The organism is Pedobacter suwonensis, from assembly GCF_900111825.1.
Classification (GTDB): Bacteria; Bacteroidota; Bacteroidia; order Sphingobacteriales; family Sphingobacteriaceae; genus Pedobacter; species Pedobacter suwonensis.
In genome coordinates, this window is sequence record NZ_FOJM01000005.1 from 133,269 (window position 1) to 150,354 (window position 17,086).

Annotated in this window: 13 protein-coding genes; 5 read left to right on the top strand and 8 right to left on the bottom strand. The window is 39.6% G+C overall.

What is annotated here, in order from left to right; all coding sequences use genetic code 11:
- Positions 1 to 2: 2 nt before the first annotated feature.
- The 6 genes from BM107_RS08045 to BM107_RS08070 all read right to left on the bottom strand — a co-directional run bounded on the left by BM107_RS08045 (position 3) and on the right by BM107_RS08070 (position 9,014).
- The gene (locus BM107_RS08045) at positions 3 to 1,637 is read right to left on the bottom strand and encodes a TldD/PmbA family protein (protein ID WP_090982073.1); all 1,635 of its coding nucleotides are present in this window, start codon (positions 1,635 to 1,637) and stop codon (positions 3 to 5) included.
- A 175-nt stretch (positions 1,638 to 1,812) separates the two neighbouring features.
- Positions 1,813 to 3,597 carry a hypothetical protein gene (locus BM107_RS08050; RefSeq protein WP_090982075.1) on the bottom strand — a complete coding sequence of 595 codons (1,785 nt, stop codon included), beginning with the start codon at positions 3,595 to 3,597 and terminating at the stop codon, positions 1,813 to 1,815.
- 5 nt (positions 3,598 to 3,602) lie between these two features.
- Positions 3,603 to 5,732 carry a DUF4175 family protein gene (locus BM107_RS08055; protein ID WP_090982077.1) on the bottom strand — a complete coding sequence of 710 codons (2,130 nt, stop codon included), beginning with the start codon at positions 5,730 to 5,732 and terminating at the stop codon, positions 3,603 to 3,605.
- Positions 5,719 to 7,089 carry a BatA domain-containing protein gene (locus BM107_RS08060; protein WP_090982079.1) on the bottom strand — a complete coding sequence of 457 codons (1,371 nt, stop codon included), beginning with the start codon at positions 7,087 to 7,089 and terminating at the stop codon, positions 5,719 to 5,721. The genes BM107_RS08055 and BM107_RS08060 overlap by 14 nt, the downstream gene beginning before the upstream one ends.
- Positions 7,090 to 7,092: 3 nt before the next feature.
- Positions 7,093 to 7,980 (bottom strand): DUF58 domain-containing protein, encoded by an 888-nt coding sequence (locus BM107_RS08065; RefSeq protein WP_244278764.1) that lies wholly within the window; start codon positions 7,978 to 7,980, stop codon positions 7,093 to 7,095.
- Positions 7,980 to 9,014: an AAA family ATPase gene (locus tag BM107_RS08070; protein WP_090982081.1), complete on the bottom strand. Its 1,035-nt coding sequence runs from the start codon at positions 9,012 to 9,014 to the stop codon at positions 7,980 to 7,982. Before BM107_RS08070 ends, BM107_RS08065 begins: the two co-directional genes overlap by 1 nt.
- A gap of 114 nt (positions 9,015 to 9,128) precedes the next feature.
- Here BM107_RS08070 and BM107_RS08075 point away from each other — a divergent pair, with 114 nt between their 5' ends.
- The gene (locus BM107_RS08075; protein ID WP_090982083.1) at positions 9,129 to 9,758 is read left to right on the top strand and encodes a DUF4159 domain-containing protein; all 630 of its coding nucleotides are present in this window, start codon (positions 9,129 to 9,131) and stop codon (positions 9,756 to 9,758) included.
- 452 nt (positions 9,759 to 10,210) lie between these two features.
- On the opposite strand, the gene BM107_RS08080 is transcribed toward BM107_RS08075, so the two are convergent.
- Positions 10,211 to 10,678, bottom strand: coding sequence for an Lrp/AsnC family transcriptional regulator (locus BM107_RS08080; RefSeq protein ID WP_139222281.1), 468 nt, complete (start codon positions 10,676 to 10,678; stop codon positions 10,211 to 10,213).
- 321 nt (positions 10,679 to 10,999) lie between these two features.
- On the opposite strand from BM107_RS08080, the gene serC reads away from it, so the two are divergent.
- From serC to BM107_RS08095, 3 genes are all read left to right on the top strand, one after another.
- Entirely contained in the window at positions 11,000 to 12,097 is a 1,098-nt protein-coding gene (serC, locus tag BM107_RS08085) for a 3-phosphoserine/phosphohydroxythreonine transaminase (RefSeq protein WP_090982087.1), read from the top strand.
- A gap of 10 nt (positions 12,098 to 12,107) precedes the next feature.
- The gene (locus BM107_RS08090) at positions 12,108 to 13,226 is read left to right on the top strand and encodes a DUF1015 family protein (protein WP_090982089.1); all 1,119 of its coding nucleotides are present in this window, start codon (positions 12,108 to 12,110) and stop codon (positions 13,224 to 13,226) included.
- Between the two features lie 338 nt (positions 13,227 to 13,564).
- On the top strand, positions 13,565 to 14,356 hold the full coding sequence (locus tag BM107_RS08095) for a DUF4350 domain-containing protein (protein WP_244278765.1): 792 nt from the start codon (positions 13,565 to 13,567) through the stop codon (positions 14,354 to 14,356).
- Here the strand turns inward: BM107_RS08095 and BM107_RS08100 are convergent, their stop codons facing one another.
- Positions 14,357 to 14,920, bottom strand: a complete 564-nt coding sequence (locus BM107_RS08100) for a DUF1543 domain-containing protein (RefSeq protein ID WP_090982090.1) — start codon at positions 14,918 to 14,920, stop codon at positions 14,357 to 14,359. It lies immediately after the preceding gene.
- A gap of 380 nt (positions 14,921 to 15,300) precedes the next feature.
- On the opposite strand from BM107_RS08100, the gene BM107_RS08105 reads away from it, so the two are divergent.
- Entirely contained in the window at positions 15,301 to 17,004 is a 1,704-nt protein-coding gene (locus BM107_RS08105) for an FAD/NAD(P)-binding protein (protein ID WP_090982092.1), read from the top strand.
- Positions 17,005 to 17,086 lie beyond the last annotated feature (82 nt).

Here is a 17,086-nt window from a genome sequence, read left to right on the forward strand (position 1 = left end):
AATTATATTTTTCTTGCTGTATTGATAACATTAACTCCATTAAACCTGGTGGTGGCGCTGCCATGCGAAACAGCACTGCTTTGAGAAGGCTGGCCTTTTCCATCGTTAAACGAGCCACCCAAACGGTAATCACTTTCATCGCAAATGGCATTACAAGAGTTCCAGAATTCTTGTGTATTGGCCTGATAGGCCACATCATTAAGCATACCTACAATTTTGCCTTGCTTAATTTCATAGAAAATCTGTCCGCCAAACTGAAAATTATAACGTTGCTGATCAATAGAGAAACTTCCATCGCCGATGATGTAAATGCCTTTTTCAACATTTTTGATCATCTCATCCACACTTAGTTTTTCTTTGCCCGGCTGTAGTGAAACATTTGGCATACGCTGAAACTGAACATCATCCCAGCCTTGTGAGTAACAGCAGCCGTTCGATTCGGTTAAACCAATAATATGTGCCTGATCGCGGATGGCCTGGTAACTGACCAAAATGCCGTCTTTGATCAGATCCCATTTTTTGCATTTTACACCTTCATCATCATAGCCTACAGCACCTAACGATCCAACCTGCGTTTTATCGGCCACAATGTTCACTTTATCGCTGCCAAATTTGAATTTTTTCGATTCCCATTTATCCAATGTCAGGAAACTCGTTCCGGCATAATTGGCTTCATAACCTAAAACGCGGTCTAATTCTGTCGGATGTCCAACCGATTCATGAATGGTTAACCATAGGTGCGAAGGATCTAAAACCAGGTCGTATTTGCCCGGTTCAACGGATTTTGCTTTTACTTTTTCTGTAGCTACACGGGCTGCTTCCTTTACGTCTTCGAGCATATCGTAACGGCCTTTATAGCGCGTAACAATACCGGTAACTTTATCTTCAGGTCGCGCGTGCATGTATTCGTAACCCTTGCCAGAAGGAGCACTTAATGCGTTACGGGTTTTAAATTTACCCGATTCACGGTCGACTTTGGTGACGTTAAAAGTGGGATAAATGCGGTGCACGTCCTGATCGATGTAAGAGCCATCGGTAGAAGCGAAGTATTTTTGCTCATTAACCGCGAAAATGACGGAATTTACAAAATTGGCGCCGTTTTGCATGGCCACATCATTAACATTTAAAAGCAGGTCTACCTTTTCTTTTACCGGCACTTCAAAGGCATTAATTTCAATGGGTGTTTTCCAGCTTACCTCTCCATAACCTTTTTGGGGCGCCAGTTGAACCGGTTCACCCTGTATTTTGGCATTGGCTTTTGCAACCGCAACTGCTTGTTCAGCTGCTTTGGCAATGGCATCTTTAGTTACATTGTTTGTAGCGGCAAAACCCCAGCAACCATTAACCAATACACGGATGCCCACGCCATACGATTCAGTATTGGCTACACCCTGAACCCGTTTTTCACGCGTGGCTACAAATTGGTTAAGATAACGCCCGATGCGGATATCAGCATAACTTGCACCTTTTGATTTTGCTGCATTTAGTGCAACATCTGCCAGTTCTTTTTTAATTTTTACATCTACTCCGTCTAAGGCCCGTAAAGGGTCTATCGGAGTTCCGAAAGCAGAAAGGTCGGGCAGAAGCAGGGCACCCATACCCATTCCGGATAAATAGAGGAAGTCTTTTCTTTTCAATTGGTCGAGTTTAGTTAGTTTACGATTTCAATATAGCCAATTGTGTGGCTAAAAATGGAAATTTGATTATAACATTTTAGTTTCAAAAGCAGAATGGGGGGAGATTTTATAGGGAAAGTGTTCTTAACCACAGATAGGGCAGATCCTTCACTCCGTTTGGCGGCTGAACAAATTATTAACCAGCCAAAATCCTGGCTTCGTACCATAAAAAGACAGCAGCCAGTAAAAAACCGATAAAAAACCACCAAATCGAAACCTTTTCTTCTAAAACGACATCTGCTACTTTGCTTTTAGTTTCTGTCGTGTTCAGGTTTTTTATAAACTGATGTGTTTCATCCAGCTTTTGCTGGTTTTTGAGTACTTGCCAATCGGTTTTTTTATAAATGTATATGGGCTCAACATTTTGATTTACTTCCAGATAAGTCCAGCCCGGTTTTTGAGGCCAGTAAAAAGCATCCCACTGGAAAGGAAGCACCATGTTTTGCCGTGGACTTAGCAAAATACTATCGATTTTTAGTATTGGTACCTGGCCGGATGCTGCCAGATCTGCGATAATCTTCATCTTTTGATTAATTGCGGGGAATTGAGGAAAAATGTCGACGGTTAGCACATTATTTCTTTTTCTTGCCGCACTGGCTAAAAGTGCTGACCAATAGGCGGCATAATCATTTTTTTTTCCTGAAAGTAACCAGTGGAAGGTAGACGAAAGTGTAGAGGCCAGTACTTTGCCATAACCGTCGATATTACTGTTGACCAGTGTTTTTCCACTGGCATCTACAATAAGAGGCTTATCTGTATATTCAGGCTTTAAAAATAATCCTTGTTCAATTGGTAAGGCAGTAAGTTTAGAATTATCTTCAGTAAGTTTTAAATTGAGCAGTTTCCCTTTCAGAGCGGGTGATTCAAATCTGCTAAACCTGCTGCCAAGTGTTGTTGAAGATTTTAAATTAGCCACCCTGATCAATAAACCCAGTCCGTTTTTAACCGCAAGCGCTATTGATGATCTTTCATCAGGACTGATAGCAGCTAATTCTTCTTCATCAATAATCAGGATGTCGAATTTTTTTAAGGATGAGCTATTGATCCTTGTCAGGTTTAAACTATCAAGATTGAGAAAATCGAAGGCATATTTGTTTTTACTGATCTGACTTCTGAAAGCTACAGGATACTGATTTTGATAGAGCCAGTTTTTTAGAAATTTATACTCAAAATCTGGAAAAGAGGCCATGATCAATACTTTCATTGGTGTTTCATCACCAACTTGCATCGGAACCGGTTCTTTTGCCAGTGTATCGGTTTTCTGCAAACTAACCAGTTCATAAACAGCTTTTCCAGTGTGTTTTGGCGTAGTTTTAAAGGAAAAGGGTTGGCTCGATTTTGCACCGATTTCGATTGAATCTACGGTTTTGCCTAAGCCTTTGAACAAAAGTTTAACCGGCTCCATTCCTGAGTTCTGGTAAGTACCCTGAACCTGCCATACTTCGGTTGTTTTTAATTTGCCAGGCCAGTTGGCAGCGATGATTCCGGTGGGATTTGCAGCAGGATGGAAGCTGACCCGGTACCCTTTTAGTTGTGCTAATTCGGCTTTGTTTAACCCATAGCCATAAAGTTTCAGTTTCCGGATATTTGGATTTGATTTTAGGAAATAAGGAAGATCTGGAATGGTTATAACATTTGTGTTTTTCGGGTTCGCGGAGGAAAGTGCGTATTTCTTCCCCTTTAGGTTGGTAGTCGAATCCGGATGAGTGCCTTGGGTGATTAAAATAACTTCGTCTGTATTTTGTGGCCTGCTCGTTTTGTACCTGATGGGTACAATTAAAAGCACAAAACAGCTTACCGCAATAATGTTAGCCAAAATCCGCCAGATCAATCTTGCTTTATTAAACCTATGTGTCTCTTTATAAAGTAAAAAAGCCAGTAAACACAGCCCAGTCAGTATAGCGATATATTTAAATTCCATAGCTATCAGTCTGTTTTATTGAGGTTTTTAAAATAGCTCTGATACAGAGCCGAGGCTGCACCGGCATTTTGCATCTGTGGTTTTGCACCTTCGGGACCGATCATTTTTTGTATGGCTCGTTGCACCAGGTCTATATCATTAATTATCAGTTTATTACCTGTGCTTAACTTCCTTAAACTGCTAAGTGCAGTTAAATAAGTAGCAGGATGATCTGCTGCCGCGCCAATCAGGTATTTTCCCGTTTGGTTAAGTAAGAACTGATCTTGTTCAGTAAATTTCCTGCCTATTTTTCTGCTTTCCAACCTTGCAAGTGCTATTTTGAGTGTGGCAATTCTCTTTTCCTTTTGCTCAAAGGTCATTTTTTGCACGGGCTGGGTAATTTTATCCAGTTCACCACTTAAACGTTTTTCGGGTTTCAACGCTGCCGTTTTTACGGTTGTTTTGGCCACATAAGCGCGTGATTTCTGTTGGAGATCTTTCAGTAACCTGAGCGCTTTATATTCATAAGGCAAAGCTTCTTGTGGCTTATAAGTTCTCAAGCGCAGTTCAGCATTCCACATTTCAGTTAAAACAGCTTTTAGTTGTGCTTTTATTTCAGGTTCAAAAAAGGTAGCGTCTTCTGCAATATCATGTTTATGGGCGTATTTGTCCATAATGCTAGTTACATCACCAAATTTTTCACCCTCAGCCTTGTGTTCCGTATGGCCATCGTGATCGTCATGGTCGCCACCAATTTCAGTTTCGTTTTCTTCGCCCAAAAACTGCCCGTAACGCAGGCGCAAAAGCTTTTGGTCAATACCTATTTCATTACTTTTGTTTTTAAAAGTTTGTACAGGTATCGATGATTGTTCTTTCAATAATTTTTCGGTATCAATAATGATCTGCCTTTCGCTTCTGAAATATTCAGGAACCAGGTTGACACCATTTGTCATTCCAGCTAAACTCATTAATTCAGTAGTGTCTACAATGGAAACGAAATACACATCCGAACGGCTCGATTGGCCATGGTTGTCCATTGCTTTGATAAAAAAGTAAAGTTCATCGCCTGGTTTCATGCCCAGGTTTTTCAAATCAATCAATTTTGCCAGTGCGATAGTCTTCCTACTACCAAAATTGGTGTCAAATGATAGTTTTTTCTCGGTAAAACTCACACCCTCGCCTTTGCCGCTGGCCATGGTAGCCGATATAAAAGCATCGTTAATGCCATAATCATCAGTAAGCAATACTTTTAGATTGATTTTTTGTGGCTGACCAATGTCGATTGTGGTGTGCTGTTTTGGTTGGATAATTTTGATCGTAACCGCTAGGTCTGGAATCGCTTCAATCTGATAGAGATCTGATTTTTTACCATCAAGATCCAGCTGATAAAAACCAGATTTGCTGATGGTTTTGCTGACAGTCCATCGTGTATGTGCCTTGTTCAAAGCCTTTAATGGAATAATTTCAGTATTGTTAAAAATAAGGCTCAACTTTTTGATGCCAATATTCGTTTCTATTTTCCAATCTATCTGGGCACCGGTCTCGGCAGTAATGGTAAACTGTTTTTGATTCCTTTCTGCTTTTCCGGTGTAAGGTGGCGGAATAACGATGGCGCTGAAATCGGAGATTTCTGCGGGTATATTTTCTTTGATCGGCTGAATTTGATTCGCCTTTTCGCGGTCTTTTAAAGAATCATTATCGCGTAATGGGATCTGAGTAATTGCAAAACTGATCAGTAAGCCTGCTAAAAGGATGAGCAAGCCAGCATATAATTTCTTTAAAGGTTCTTTTGGCTGCGCTAATTTAGGAATGATGTTTTCGATTTTGCTGCGTTGTAATTGTTGCAGTAGGGATAATTCAGCCTCGTTTTGCAGCAGCAGATCAGCGCTTTCTTCCAGCTCGGGATATCGGTTATTCAGAAAACGCGTAATATCCTGATCGGTGGTTCTCCAAATCGGTTTGATGTACAGTAAAATACCGAGTACAACAGGAAAAATAATCGCAAAAAGCCATGGAGAATAATGCAGCGGGTAAACGCAAATAAACGACAAAACCAAAGCAGTGGCCAGGGCAATAGAAACCATGCCAATCAGATAAAAGCTAATCCATTTTATCCTTAAATTAGTGATCCAATTCCTATCTTCAGTGTTTAACATCGGCTGTTTTTTTTCTGAATGATAAAATCCGTTCGGTAACAAAGATCAATAAGGCAACTGCCCAGAATAAAGGTTGAAGCAACACATTCTGAGTATTTTCTGAAGTGGATTGGATGTCGCCGGGTTGAAAGTCAACGGTTCGCCTGGCAGATAGACGTCGCTGATCGGCAGCGTTGTTTTCAAAGCCAAATTGCGCGGTGTTTTCTGTGCTGATTACCATTGGCATTAACGCTTTTACAAATAAACCATCCCAAACCAAACCATTCCACTGCGGATTAAACCGACTGTAAAAGTGGAAAGTATGTGAATTTTTGGTTTTTTCTTCTGTTAAAATAGCATTTCCAAAACTATCCGTCCATATTTTTTCAGCGCTACCCGGCGAAGCCATTCTTTTACTCAATTTAATATGGCGGCCATCAAGTTTGATAAAGGAAGGCTCTTCAATTATTTTCCCGTTTTCATATTGAAATAAGGTTCCATTTGTTGTAATGGAAGATTTGAAATTTGCAGCTACTGCATCACCTGATAGCCAAAAACCAATGTCAGCTTTTTCTGCGGGCGGATTGATGACGATTTTCCGGTTGGTAAAACTGCCAATTGCCTTTAAGGCTGCAATAACATATTTTCCATCTGGAGTTCCGGAAGCCTGATGTATGGCAATTTTTAAAGGTACTTCGTCTCCTGAATGTAAATCCTGGTAGGTGGTATTGGATGGATTCGATTTTGCTTCATATTTCTTCCAGGCATATCCGGCAATCCAGCTGCTTAGGGTATCGGTTTGATTTAAGGGGATCCAGTTCAATTGGTAATGAAGGATTGGTAATTCATCTCCAAAACGGGTCAGGCGCCGATCGGCGAAGAGATAAACGCTCGCACCTGCAGGGATAAACTGATTGGCAGCATGAAGTAAATCACTATAGTCAATATTATCGAACTTTTCAGATTGATGTTCAGCAGTGTCTTTTAACGTTAATGCTTTAAAACCTACATTAAAATCGTGGATTTCATAACCCTTGTTGAGCAGTGAATCGATTGTATTTTTATTTGATTTGAAAACCTCTTTAAAAGTAGCGCTATCAATCAAAATCCAGCCGGTTTCCTTTTCAGTCGGGATTATTTTTTTCAAATACGGCTTTGCAAGCGAAAAAGCCAATATTCCCAAGAGCAAACAGCGAAGTAAGAATAATAACCAATCGTTGATTTTAAAGCTTTTAGCGCTCGCCTTCGAACTTTCACCAAGCAGTGCTATGCTACCAATTTTAAGCGTTTTGCCTTGTTTAACATTCCACAGGTGTATAATGAGCGGAACAATTAGTCCGGCCAGTGCCAATAAACCTATGGGAGATAGAAAATGCAATGTTTAAATTCTTAGTTTACTTCTTTGTTTTAAAAAATCTCTTAAAGCCTCATCTAAAGGTTCGTGGGTAGAAATGGTGCGGTAAAAAATTCTTCTGTCGAGCATTTTAGCTCTGGTTTCGGCTAAATAAGTTGCAAGTTTGCTCTTATAGCGCTGTCTTGCTTTTTCCTGGTCAATCTGAATCGTTTCGCCCGTTTCCAGGTCTTCAAAAGTGCTATAGCCTTTAAAATCAAGCTCAAGTTCATTCCTGGCTAACACATGAAAAACTACAATTTCGTGCCGAAGTGTACTTAAGGTGTCCAGCAATTTAATAATCTCATCATTAGTTTGATAAAGATCGGTCACAAAAATGAGCAATTCGCGTTTTTGAGTACTGGCAAATAATTCGGTGTAATGAATGGGTTTGGTAAAGTGGCCTTCAGCTTTAATCTGCTCCAGCTGATAAAACAACCTGGACAAATGTTGGTAATCCTGCTTCGCTGCCATAGCATAAATGCCCGCACTTTTTAATACGTATAAGCCAACGGCGTCGCCTTGTAAACTGGCTAGGTAGGCTAAAGAAGCCGTGAGATAACGGGCATAGTCTATTTTACTAAAATCGCCATCACTATGGCTCATCGAGGCGCTTGCATCTATTAATATACGCAGGGCAATATTGGTTTCCACTTCCGATTCGCGAATATAATAGCGATCTGACCGGGCAAACACTTTCCAGTCGAGCGAGCGCAAATCATCGCCGGGCTGATAACTTCTATATTGGCTAAACTCCAACCCTGCACCTTTTACGGTGCTTTTGTTAATGCCATTCATAAAACCATCAATCGTCATTTTTGCCGATAAGGAGAGGTCTTTAATGGCCATCAATATTTTAGGATCGAGCAGTTTACTCATTAAATATTGGCTTTTGGTTTCGAAATGGCCTTGATCAGTTCGTCAGTTACGTTGTCTGATGAAACATTTTCAGCTTCTGCTTTAAAGTTCATTAATACCCTATGACGCAGTACGGGATAAGCCATCGTTTGTAAATCTTCCAAAATCACTGCATACCGGCCTTTAAATAATGCTCTTGCCTTAGCAGTTAAAATTAAGGCTTGCCCGGCACGCGGACCTGCTCCCCAGCGTACCCATTCCTTCACGAAATTTACCGTCGTGGTTTCTGGGCGGGTAGCACGGATCATTTCGCTGACATAGGTAATCAGGTCATCGCTAATGCTTACATCACGGGTAATGGCCTGAAGTTCTTTGATTTCTTCTGCACCGATAACCGGATTGATTGTGGCCTTTTTGCTACCTGTGGTGCTGCTTAAAATCTGTGTTTCTTCTGCTGCGGTAGGGTAGCCAATCTTGATGTATAACAGGAAACGGTCTAACTGTGCTTCAGGTAGTGGATAAGTACCGGCCTGTTCAATAGGGTTTTGGGTAGCGAGGATAAAAAATGGGCGATCTAAAGGGTAAGTTTGTCCGCCAAAGGTTACTTCAAATTCCTGCATGGCCTCTAATAAAGCCGATTGGGTTTTTGGCGGAGTCCTGTTTACCTCATCAGCCAGAATAATATTGGCAAATAATGGCCCTTTATTAAATTTGAAGAACCGTTTTCCGGTGACATGGTCTTCTTCCAGTATCTCGGTGCCCACAATATCAGTCGGCATTAAATCGGGCGTAAACTGTATTCTTCTAAACGAAAGAGCCAGCGCTTCCGATAGGGTTCTTACCATCAAAGTTTTCGCCAAACCCGGTACACCTTCAAGTAAACAGTGGCCGCCTGCCATCAAGGCAATCAGGATTTCTTCAATAATTACATCCTGACCAACAATTACTTTCTGTATTTCGCTTTTTAACAGGGAGATCTTATCGATCAATATTTTTAGGTTGTTTTCTGAACGCTCCAAAATGGTTGATTTTTTTAATACAATGATATTGTGCATCAATATAGCTCATATTGACAGATAGTTTTAAACTTGTGAAAAGAATATCAAAAAATTTACAAGATAATTTGGGCAGAAAGCACAAATAATGAAAAATGAAGGTAATTTTAGGCTGTGCGAAGAGCTAAATTTACATTTGCGAGGTTAAAATATAATTCAGGCGACTGGGATACGGATCAGCGCATGCCATCTAATCTATTAAATTCGCTGTTGGAGTATACCACCATTCCATTAGATGAGGAAGAGAAAATTGTTGAATTGAGCAGTCGCGATGTGTTTAAATATCCCTTTTGTTATTTAAGCGGACATAAGCTGGTTCAGTTTACACAGCAGGAAGCCCTAAATTTTAAAACCTATGTACACAACGGGGGCTTCGTTTTTGTTGACGATTGCAACCACGATATTGATGGCTTGTTTGCCCGCTCATTTGAAACGCAGATGGGTAACCTTTTTGGACCTCAGGCTTTAAAGAAAATCCCCAATAACCATGGTATTTACAATGCTTTCTTCAAGTTTGAAAAGGGACCGCCAACAACATCTTTTGAGCTGAATGGCTGGGGTGATGATCTGGTACATGATTACCTGAAGGCCATTACCATTAACAACAGGATAGGCGTATTGTATAGTAATAAAGATTATGGTTGCGAGTGGGATTATGATTTCAGGAACAAACGTTTTTTAGCTGAAGACAATACGAAGTTCGGGGTAAATATTATTCTGTACGCTATGGGGATTAACAGTTAGTGCTTGACAGTTTCCAAAGTTTAAATAGCCGGTAATATCCATGCGGATTTTCATAAAGAACACATAACTGTTGTCATTCTGAACGCAGTTAAGAACCCGGAGGCTCTGCGAAGCAAATCTTTTAAAAGATAATAATTCAATAAAAGTTCCTTAGTTGCACTCAGGATGATATTTCAAAAACAGTGTTGGATTCCAGGTTCGCTGTTTTTGTATTAACATCTGACAGGTTTAGTTCATTCAGTAATTAAAGCTTGGAAGCAGCAGATGCTAACATCTGCCGCCACGAACACCTTTTCTGTGCTGCCAGATGTTACCATCTGGCAGGTGATATGTCTTTACATGTTTCCAAAACACCCCGTCCTGCGGACACCCCTCTGGGAGAGGGGAATGGATATGCGGATACCATATGCTCCCACGCTTAACAAATGGCAAATAATCTAAAGGCAAATAAACTATAACGCATATGCGGTTTCAGCTTTTGATTGATTCAGTACTAAAAAACTCTGTATGTTACCTACATAAGCCAGAGAACCGATATTCTCCCTCAGGAAATGGTTATAAGAAACCATATCGGGCATAGCTACTTTAAGCATAAAATCAAAATGCCCGGTAAGATGATAACATTCCATCACCTCGGGATATTTATCCATCTCCATCTTGAATGCTTTCACAATATCTTCCGAATGCATGGTAAGTTGAATATGCGGAAAAGCGATAAAATGTGACCTCAATTTATCAATGTCTACCAGGGCAACTGTTGATTTAATATAACCATTTGTTCGCAGTTTTTTAATTCGTTCTACAATATGGGTCATGCTTTTCCTGAGCTTTCCGGAAACTTCTTTATAGGTTAATAGTCCATCACGTTGTAAAAGGTTAAGGATTTCGATATCTGTCTGGTCAACTTTTGGAGGTTGCATGTTAATGCTTAGTGTATATTTTTTTTGTTTTGTTTGCTTTTGCAAAGCTTAAAAATAGTTAAATTAAGTTGTATTTAATTGATTTTTAATATTTATTTAAAAAATTACTTAGTGTATTTTTTACAATAATATTAAGGATTTCGGAGGGTCAGTAAAAATTATATTCTGTTCGTTTATTCAATGAACAGGTGAAACCAAATTTTAGCATGTAGAGGGTTAGGTAAAAAATAATTTTTACCAAAAAAACAGCTTATTGCCGTATAATGTGCTTAACTACTGATCTTTACAGTGTAATTGATCCTAACCGAATATTCTTCTTTTATGCACAAAAAACACAACTTTGGTGCCGGCCCATGTATATTGCCGCCATCTGTAATGGAACAAGCTGCCAGGGCAGTAATCAATTGGAGAGGGATGGGTTTATCTATCCTGGAAGTTTCCCATCGGTCGCCGGAATTTGAAGATGTAGTACTTAAAACCCAGCTTTTGGTTCGCGAGTTATTGGCTGTTCCCGATCACTATTCGATACTGTTTTTACAGGGCGGGGCCAGTACGCAATTTGCTATGGTTGCGATGAATTTTTTGGATACAGGAAAAAAAGCGGCTTATTTGGATACGGGGTATTTTGCACAAAAAGCCATTAAAGAAGCGCGTTTGTTTGGTGAAGTAGATGTGTTCGCTTCTTCTGGAGATAAAGATTATACCTATATCCCGGTTGATTTTAATTACGATAAGCAAGTGGCATACCTGCACTGCACGTCAAATAATACCATTGAGGGAACTGAAATGTTTGATTTCCCAAAAGGAGGTGCACCGCTCATATGCGATATGTCATCCGATATTTTTTCAAGAGAAATCAACATCACCGATTTTGATCTCATTTATGCAGGTGCCCAAAAAAATATGGGTCCTGCTGGTATGACATTGGTTATCGCAAAAAATGAGTTTATCAACCAGGCAAAAAAAGAAATTCCTTCCATGATGGATTACCAGATCTTCCGAGATAACATGAGCATGTACAATACCCCGCCGGTTTTTTCGATATATGTAGCCATGCTTAATTTATTGTGGCTTAAAGATCAGGGTGGTGTAAGTGGAATTGAACAAAAAAATATAGCAAAGGCAAAATTGTTGTATGCTGAAATAGACCGAAACCCACTGTTTCATGGAACCGCCGATGTTGAACATCGATCGCGGATGAACGTTACTTTTTTGGCGGTTAATAAAGAAGTGGAAGCCGGTTTCTTAAAATTTGCTGCAGACCAGGGAATTGTGGGCATAAAAGGTTATAGAACCGTTGGCGGATTTAGGGCTTCGCTTTACAATGCACTTCCGCTATCAAGTGTTGAAATATTGGTGGACGCCATGGCCACTTTTGAAAAAGAATACAGCGGCAAGATAGCGCTTGAACTCGAATAATCTATTAAAGATGATAAAAATCGCTCCATTAAAAGCACTACAGCCTGGTAAAGATCTGTTTGAGCTATTGATTACCGATCAGGCAAACGATAAATTGCATAAAAATGAACAGCCGTCATTTGAAGACCTGCTCAATCTTTTCGGATGTGCTTTAAACGATCTGCCTGCAATTTATATTTATGAGTTCCGTGGTGAAAACGGTGTGATGAGGGGAATTTGGGCGGCAATTGATCTTAGTCTGACACCAGAAAACACCATTAAAAGGCATGAAGAAACCTTATCATCAAAAGTAGCGTCGATTATGGTCGATCGGAAAGGTAAGCCCATTCAGAAATCTCCGATTTTATTGGTACATAAAAAAGATAAAACCTTAGATGCGCTGATCGATTTTGTGGTGCGTACAAGAAAACCTCTGGAAAATGAATGGTCGCAAATGGGCCATTTCCTTTATCAGGTATCGGAAGACCAGCTGATTGAACAATTTGTTGAGGAATTTAAAAATGTTAACTCGCTTTATCTGGCCGATGGGCATCACCGTTTGGAAGCTGCCTTTGCTTTGCAGCAAAGCAGGCCTCAGCAGATCAGTTCGCTATTGGTTTCTGCTGACATGATTTCCATTAGTGCCTTTCACAGAATGATTACAGGTACAGATACTTCTTGCTCCTCGTTTATGGAAAAACTGAAAACACATTATTATATCTCCAAAATTCCAAATAATAGACCTTACAAGCCCGATCGGAAAAATAGGATAGGTCTCTTTTTTAAAGGACAGTGGTATCAATTGGATCTAAATGGCGTCTCTGCTTTGTCTGCAATGCCCGATACGGTGATTTTACAGGATTACATTCTTGCTCCTGTGCTGGGTATTCATAAGCCCAAGGAAGACGAGAGGCTGATTTGTTTCCCGGATTGCAAATGGGCGCAATTTCTTGCTGAACTGGAGGGCGATGAAAACGCAATTGGTTTTTCACTTTTTCCGATGACCGCCGATGCATTTATAACGGTGGCAGAAAAGGGCGAATTTTTACCGCCCAAATCTACCTGGATAGCACCAAAGGTTCCGCAGGGCTTGATGGCCTGTAGTTCAGCAGCTATAGAGGCAAAAGGCGAACAGTTAAAGATAAATTAATGGTTAAACTTATACGATAAACAATATGTCAGATCTCGACTTAGAAAATATAGCACAGGTAGGTGCTACTTTTCTGATCATTACATTCTTTTTAGTGGCTTTTTTGAAAAAGCGTCTTAAAGTTAACAAGAGAAAAAATGATACAGAGCAAGATTACATGCATTGGCTCTGACCTATTTTAGCACTTCAATCGCGGCGAGTATTTTTGTTTTTTACATCAGTTTAGCTTGATAGAGAATCGGTTTTAGGATTAAAAGTATGTTTATGCGCTCATCATTGCAGTTTTGTTATCGTTAAATTTTATACTTTTGGTTGATTACAATTAACCTGATATATTTATGAAAATGCTTTTTAGGGCTTGCATACTTTCCATTTTAATTTTTTCTTCTATCAAGGCAAGTGCACAAACAGTTACTCTAGATTATTTTTTCAATCGTGAAACCCGTAAAGATAAGGACGATAAAGAGGTTCGGTTTCACTATCTGTGGGGTGAGCGGGCAATGAGTGGTTTTTCTATTTTAGGCAGTATATTTAAAAAGGAAGGATTTAAGTTGGATTCGCTTGAAACTGCACCAACTGCAGCCAGGTTAAAAGGAAGCGAAGTATACTTAATTGTAGATCCCGACCGGCCTAAGGAAAATCCGGAACCAAATTATATTCGGGCTTCAGATATTGCCGAAATTGCTGTTTGGGTAAAACAAGGAGGTGTATTGGTCATGTTTGCCAATGATAGTGCCAACGTAGAATTGCCGCATTTTAATAAATTGGCAGAGGTGTTTGGCATGCATTTTACCAATGATATGCAAAATCATGTTATTGATGACAATCATTTTGAGGATGGCGCTATTGTTATCAAAAATAATCCGGTGTTTAAAACGGCGCAAAAAATATTTATGAAAGATATTTGCGCTATTGAAACCAAAGGCGCTGCTAAGCCGGTATTAAAAAATAAAGCCGGTGCAACGGTTATTGCCCATGCTAAATATGGTAAGGGTAATGTGGTGGCCATTGCCGATCCGTGGTTGTACGACGAATACGTTAATGGCCGTTTGCCAAAAGAGATGGGTTTTGAAAATGATAAGGCTGCTGTAGATCTGGTAAGATGGTTAAAAATGCTTTCGCGGAAATAGTTACAGCTTATCCAGTTTAAAATAGCCTAAATGAATTTCATCTTCAGGTAAATGTCCTGATGATGGTTTGATCTCTATATGGTATTTTTGTTTCGATTCATCGCTTAAAATGTCTTCAATTTTATAAATATCGTCTACATCAATGCCATATTTTTCGTCGATATGCGAATTGGCGCCTTTTATAGAATTGGTTTTAAAAAATACCGTTTTCTTTGCTTCCTGTATGGCTTTGGCCCTTTCATCATGTACCGATAGTACAATATGATGCTGCTCATATAACTGATTAGTTAGATAGCCGCCAAGGTTAATAAAGAACAATTTGTGGAGCGAGGGTAAGGTATGCACGTCACGTAACCCGATGCTGATTTCATAATCATCCACCTTATTAACTTCCCTCCAGCCATCAATATGCAGGCTGGTGCCCGTCCCCGGCCAAAAAGCCTTAATCTCGGGCACCAGATCTTTTAGCGAATGGGCAATGCCGAAGAAATAGTCGTGCTGTTCGACATTTCGTTTCGGGGCTTTTGAGCCCAGTAAAATCATATATAGTTTTAATTCGTTCATTGGCGTATTAATTCATTAATGCCTTCCGGCAATCTATCATTCAAAATTCAATCTGTTAATAAAACTCACCTTTTTTAACAGAGTTAAGCTAAATAGGTTCTTAAATTTTAGGATTTTCTTCATTTCTAACCACAGCGCGCATCGAGCAGGCACGCAGGACAAGATTTGAAGAGAGACTTTAACTGTATTTTCTTCATCTTTACCGTAGCCCTGAATGTTGAGGAGAGAGATCTATCATAGCAGGTTAAAAATTTTCCATTGCTGTCTAAAGGACGTCCTAATTTCAGAACCTAAATCTCCGGACCTCTGAACCCTGACTTGTTAACTTATTAACAAACAATCCAAACAATTTTCTTTTTTTTAGATTGTATCTGTTACAAATGGATACGAAAACTGCAAAAAAGAAAATTGCCATCATTGGTGGCGGCCCGAGCGGCTTGTTCATGTATAAAAGATTAATTGAATCTGAAGTTCCCAATTTCGAAATAGAAATATTCGAACGCAAAGGCTACTTGGGGGCGGGTATGCCTTATAGTGCTGAAGGGGCAAATGTAGAACACATTACCAACGTATCCGACAATGAAATTCCGATTATATTCAACTCTATTGAAGATTGGGTAAAAATTGCACCAAAAGAGATTTTAAAAAAGTTTGATATCGATGAGGACAAATTTAACGAATACAAGGTATTGCCAAGATTGTTTTTTGGAGAATATCTTTCTGCCCAGTTTAACTTATTAAAAGAAGTTGCAGAAAATAAAGGTATTAAAACTGATGTACACTTAAATTGTGTGGTTGATGATATTGTTGATGTTTCTGAAGATCAGCAGGTTGTGGTGAGCATTAAAGGACAAAATAAAATTCGTTTCGATCTTGTAATTATTTGTACTGGTCATAATTGGCCTCAAAAATATGAAGGAAAAATTCGTGGTTATTTCGATTCGCCATATCCACCAAAAAAGATTGCATTAGAAGTGAACCACACCGTAGGTATTATGGGTTCATCATTAACTGCCATTGATGCCTTAAGAACCCTGGCGCGGCAAAACGGAAAGTTTACAACTAATGAAGATGGTACCTATTCTTACCAGTTAGCCAGCGAAGGTTTTAAAATCGTAATGCACTCACGCAGTGGGTTATTGCCAGCGGTGAGGTTCCATCTGGAAGATTCCCATTTGGGCAAAGAAGAGACGCTGAGTAAGGCCGAAATTCAGGAAAGCATTAAAGAAAATGGAGGTTTTTTGCCATTGGATTATGTATTTGAAAAGAATTTTAAACAAATGTTCGTTGAAAAAGATCCTGTTTTTTATAAAAAGATCAAAGACATGAACCTTGAGGAGTTTGTAGGTGCCATGATGGATTATCGTGAAAAAATGGAACCATTCGATCTGTTTAAGAAAGAATATGAAGAAGCAGAAAAATCCATTGAGAAAAGGAAATCCATCTACTGGAAAGAAGCACTCGCCATTTTAAGCTTCGCCATGAATTACCCTGCAAAATACCTTTCGGCAGAAGATATGGAACGCCTGCAAAAAGTTTTGATGCCACTCATTTCTATTGTAATTGCATTTGTTCCCCAAAGTTCGTGCAGAGAGCTTTTGGCCCTTCATGATGCGGGCGTATTAAGCATTGTTGCCGTTGGCGATCAGGCAGAGGTAGAGCCTTTAACAACTGGCGGAGCAGATTATCATTACAAGGTTGATGGTAAAAAGGTAACCGTCCATTTCGATACCTTTATCGACTGTATTGGCCAGCCACATCTTTCTTTTGACGATTTTCCTTTTAAAAGCTTAATCAGCAATAAGACTATTAGTCCGGCGACACTAAAATTCAAAACTGCCGAAATAGGGGAAGAAGAAATGAAACACAATGATTTAGTAACCAAAAAGGGCGATGATTATCTTTTGACTGTTCCCGGTATTACCATCAATGATCATTTTCAGGTGGTTGATGAGGCTGGTGAGGCGAATGAAAGAATTTATATCATGGCCGTTCCATACATCGGTGGTTATAATCCGGATTATTCAGGAATCGATTTTTGTGAAGCCGCTTCTGAAGCGGTATTGGATCGTATCTTAAGCTAGAGTTTTATTTTTAGGTGGAAGTAACTTGTTATTTACGCGGTAAAATTTACAAAGAAATCTGAAGTAGACCGTTCACAATATC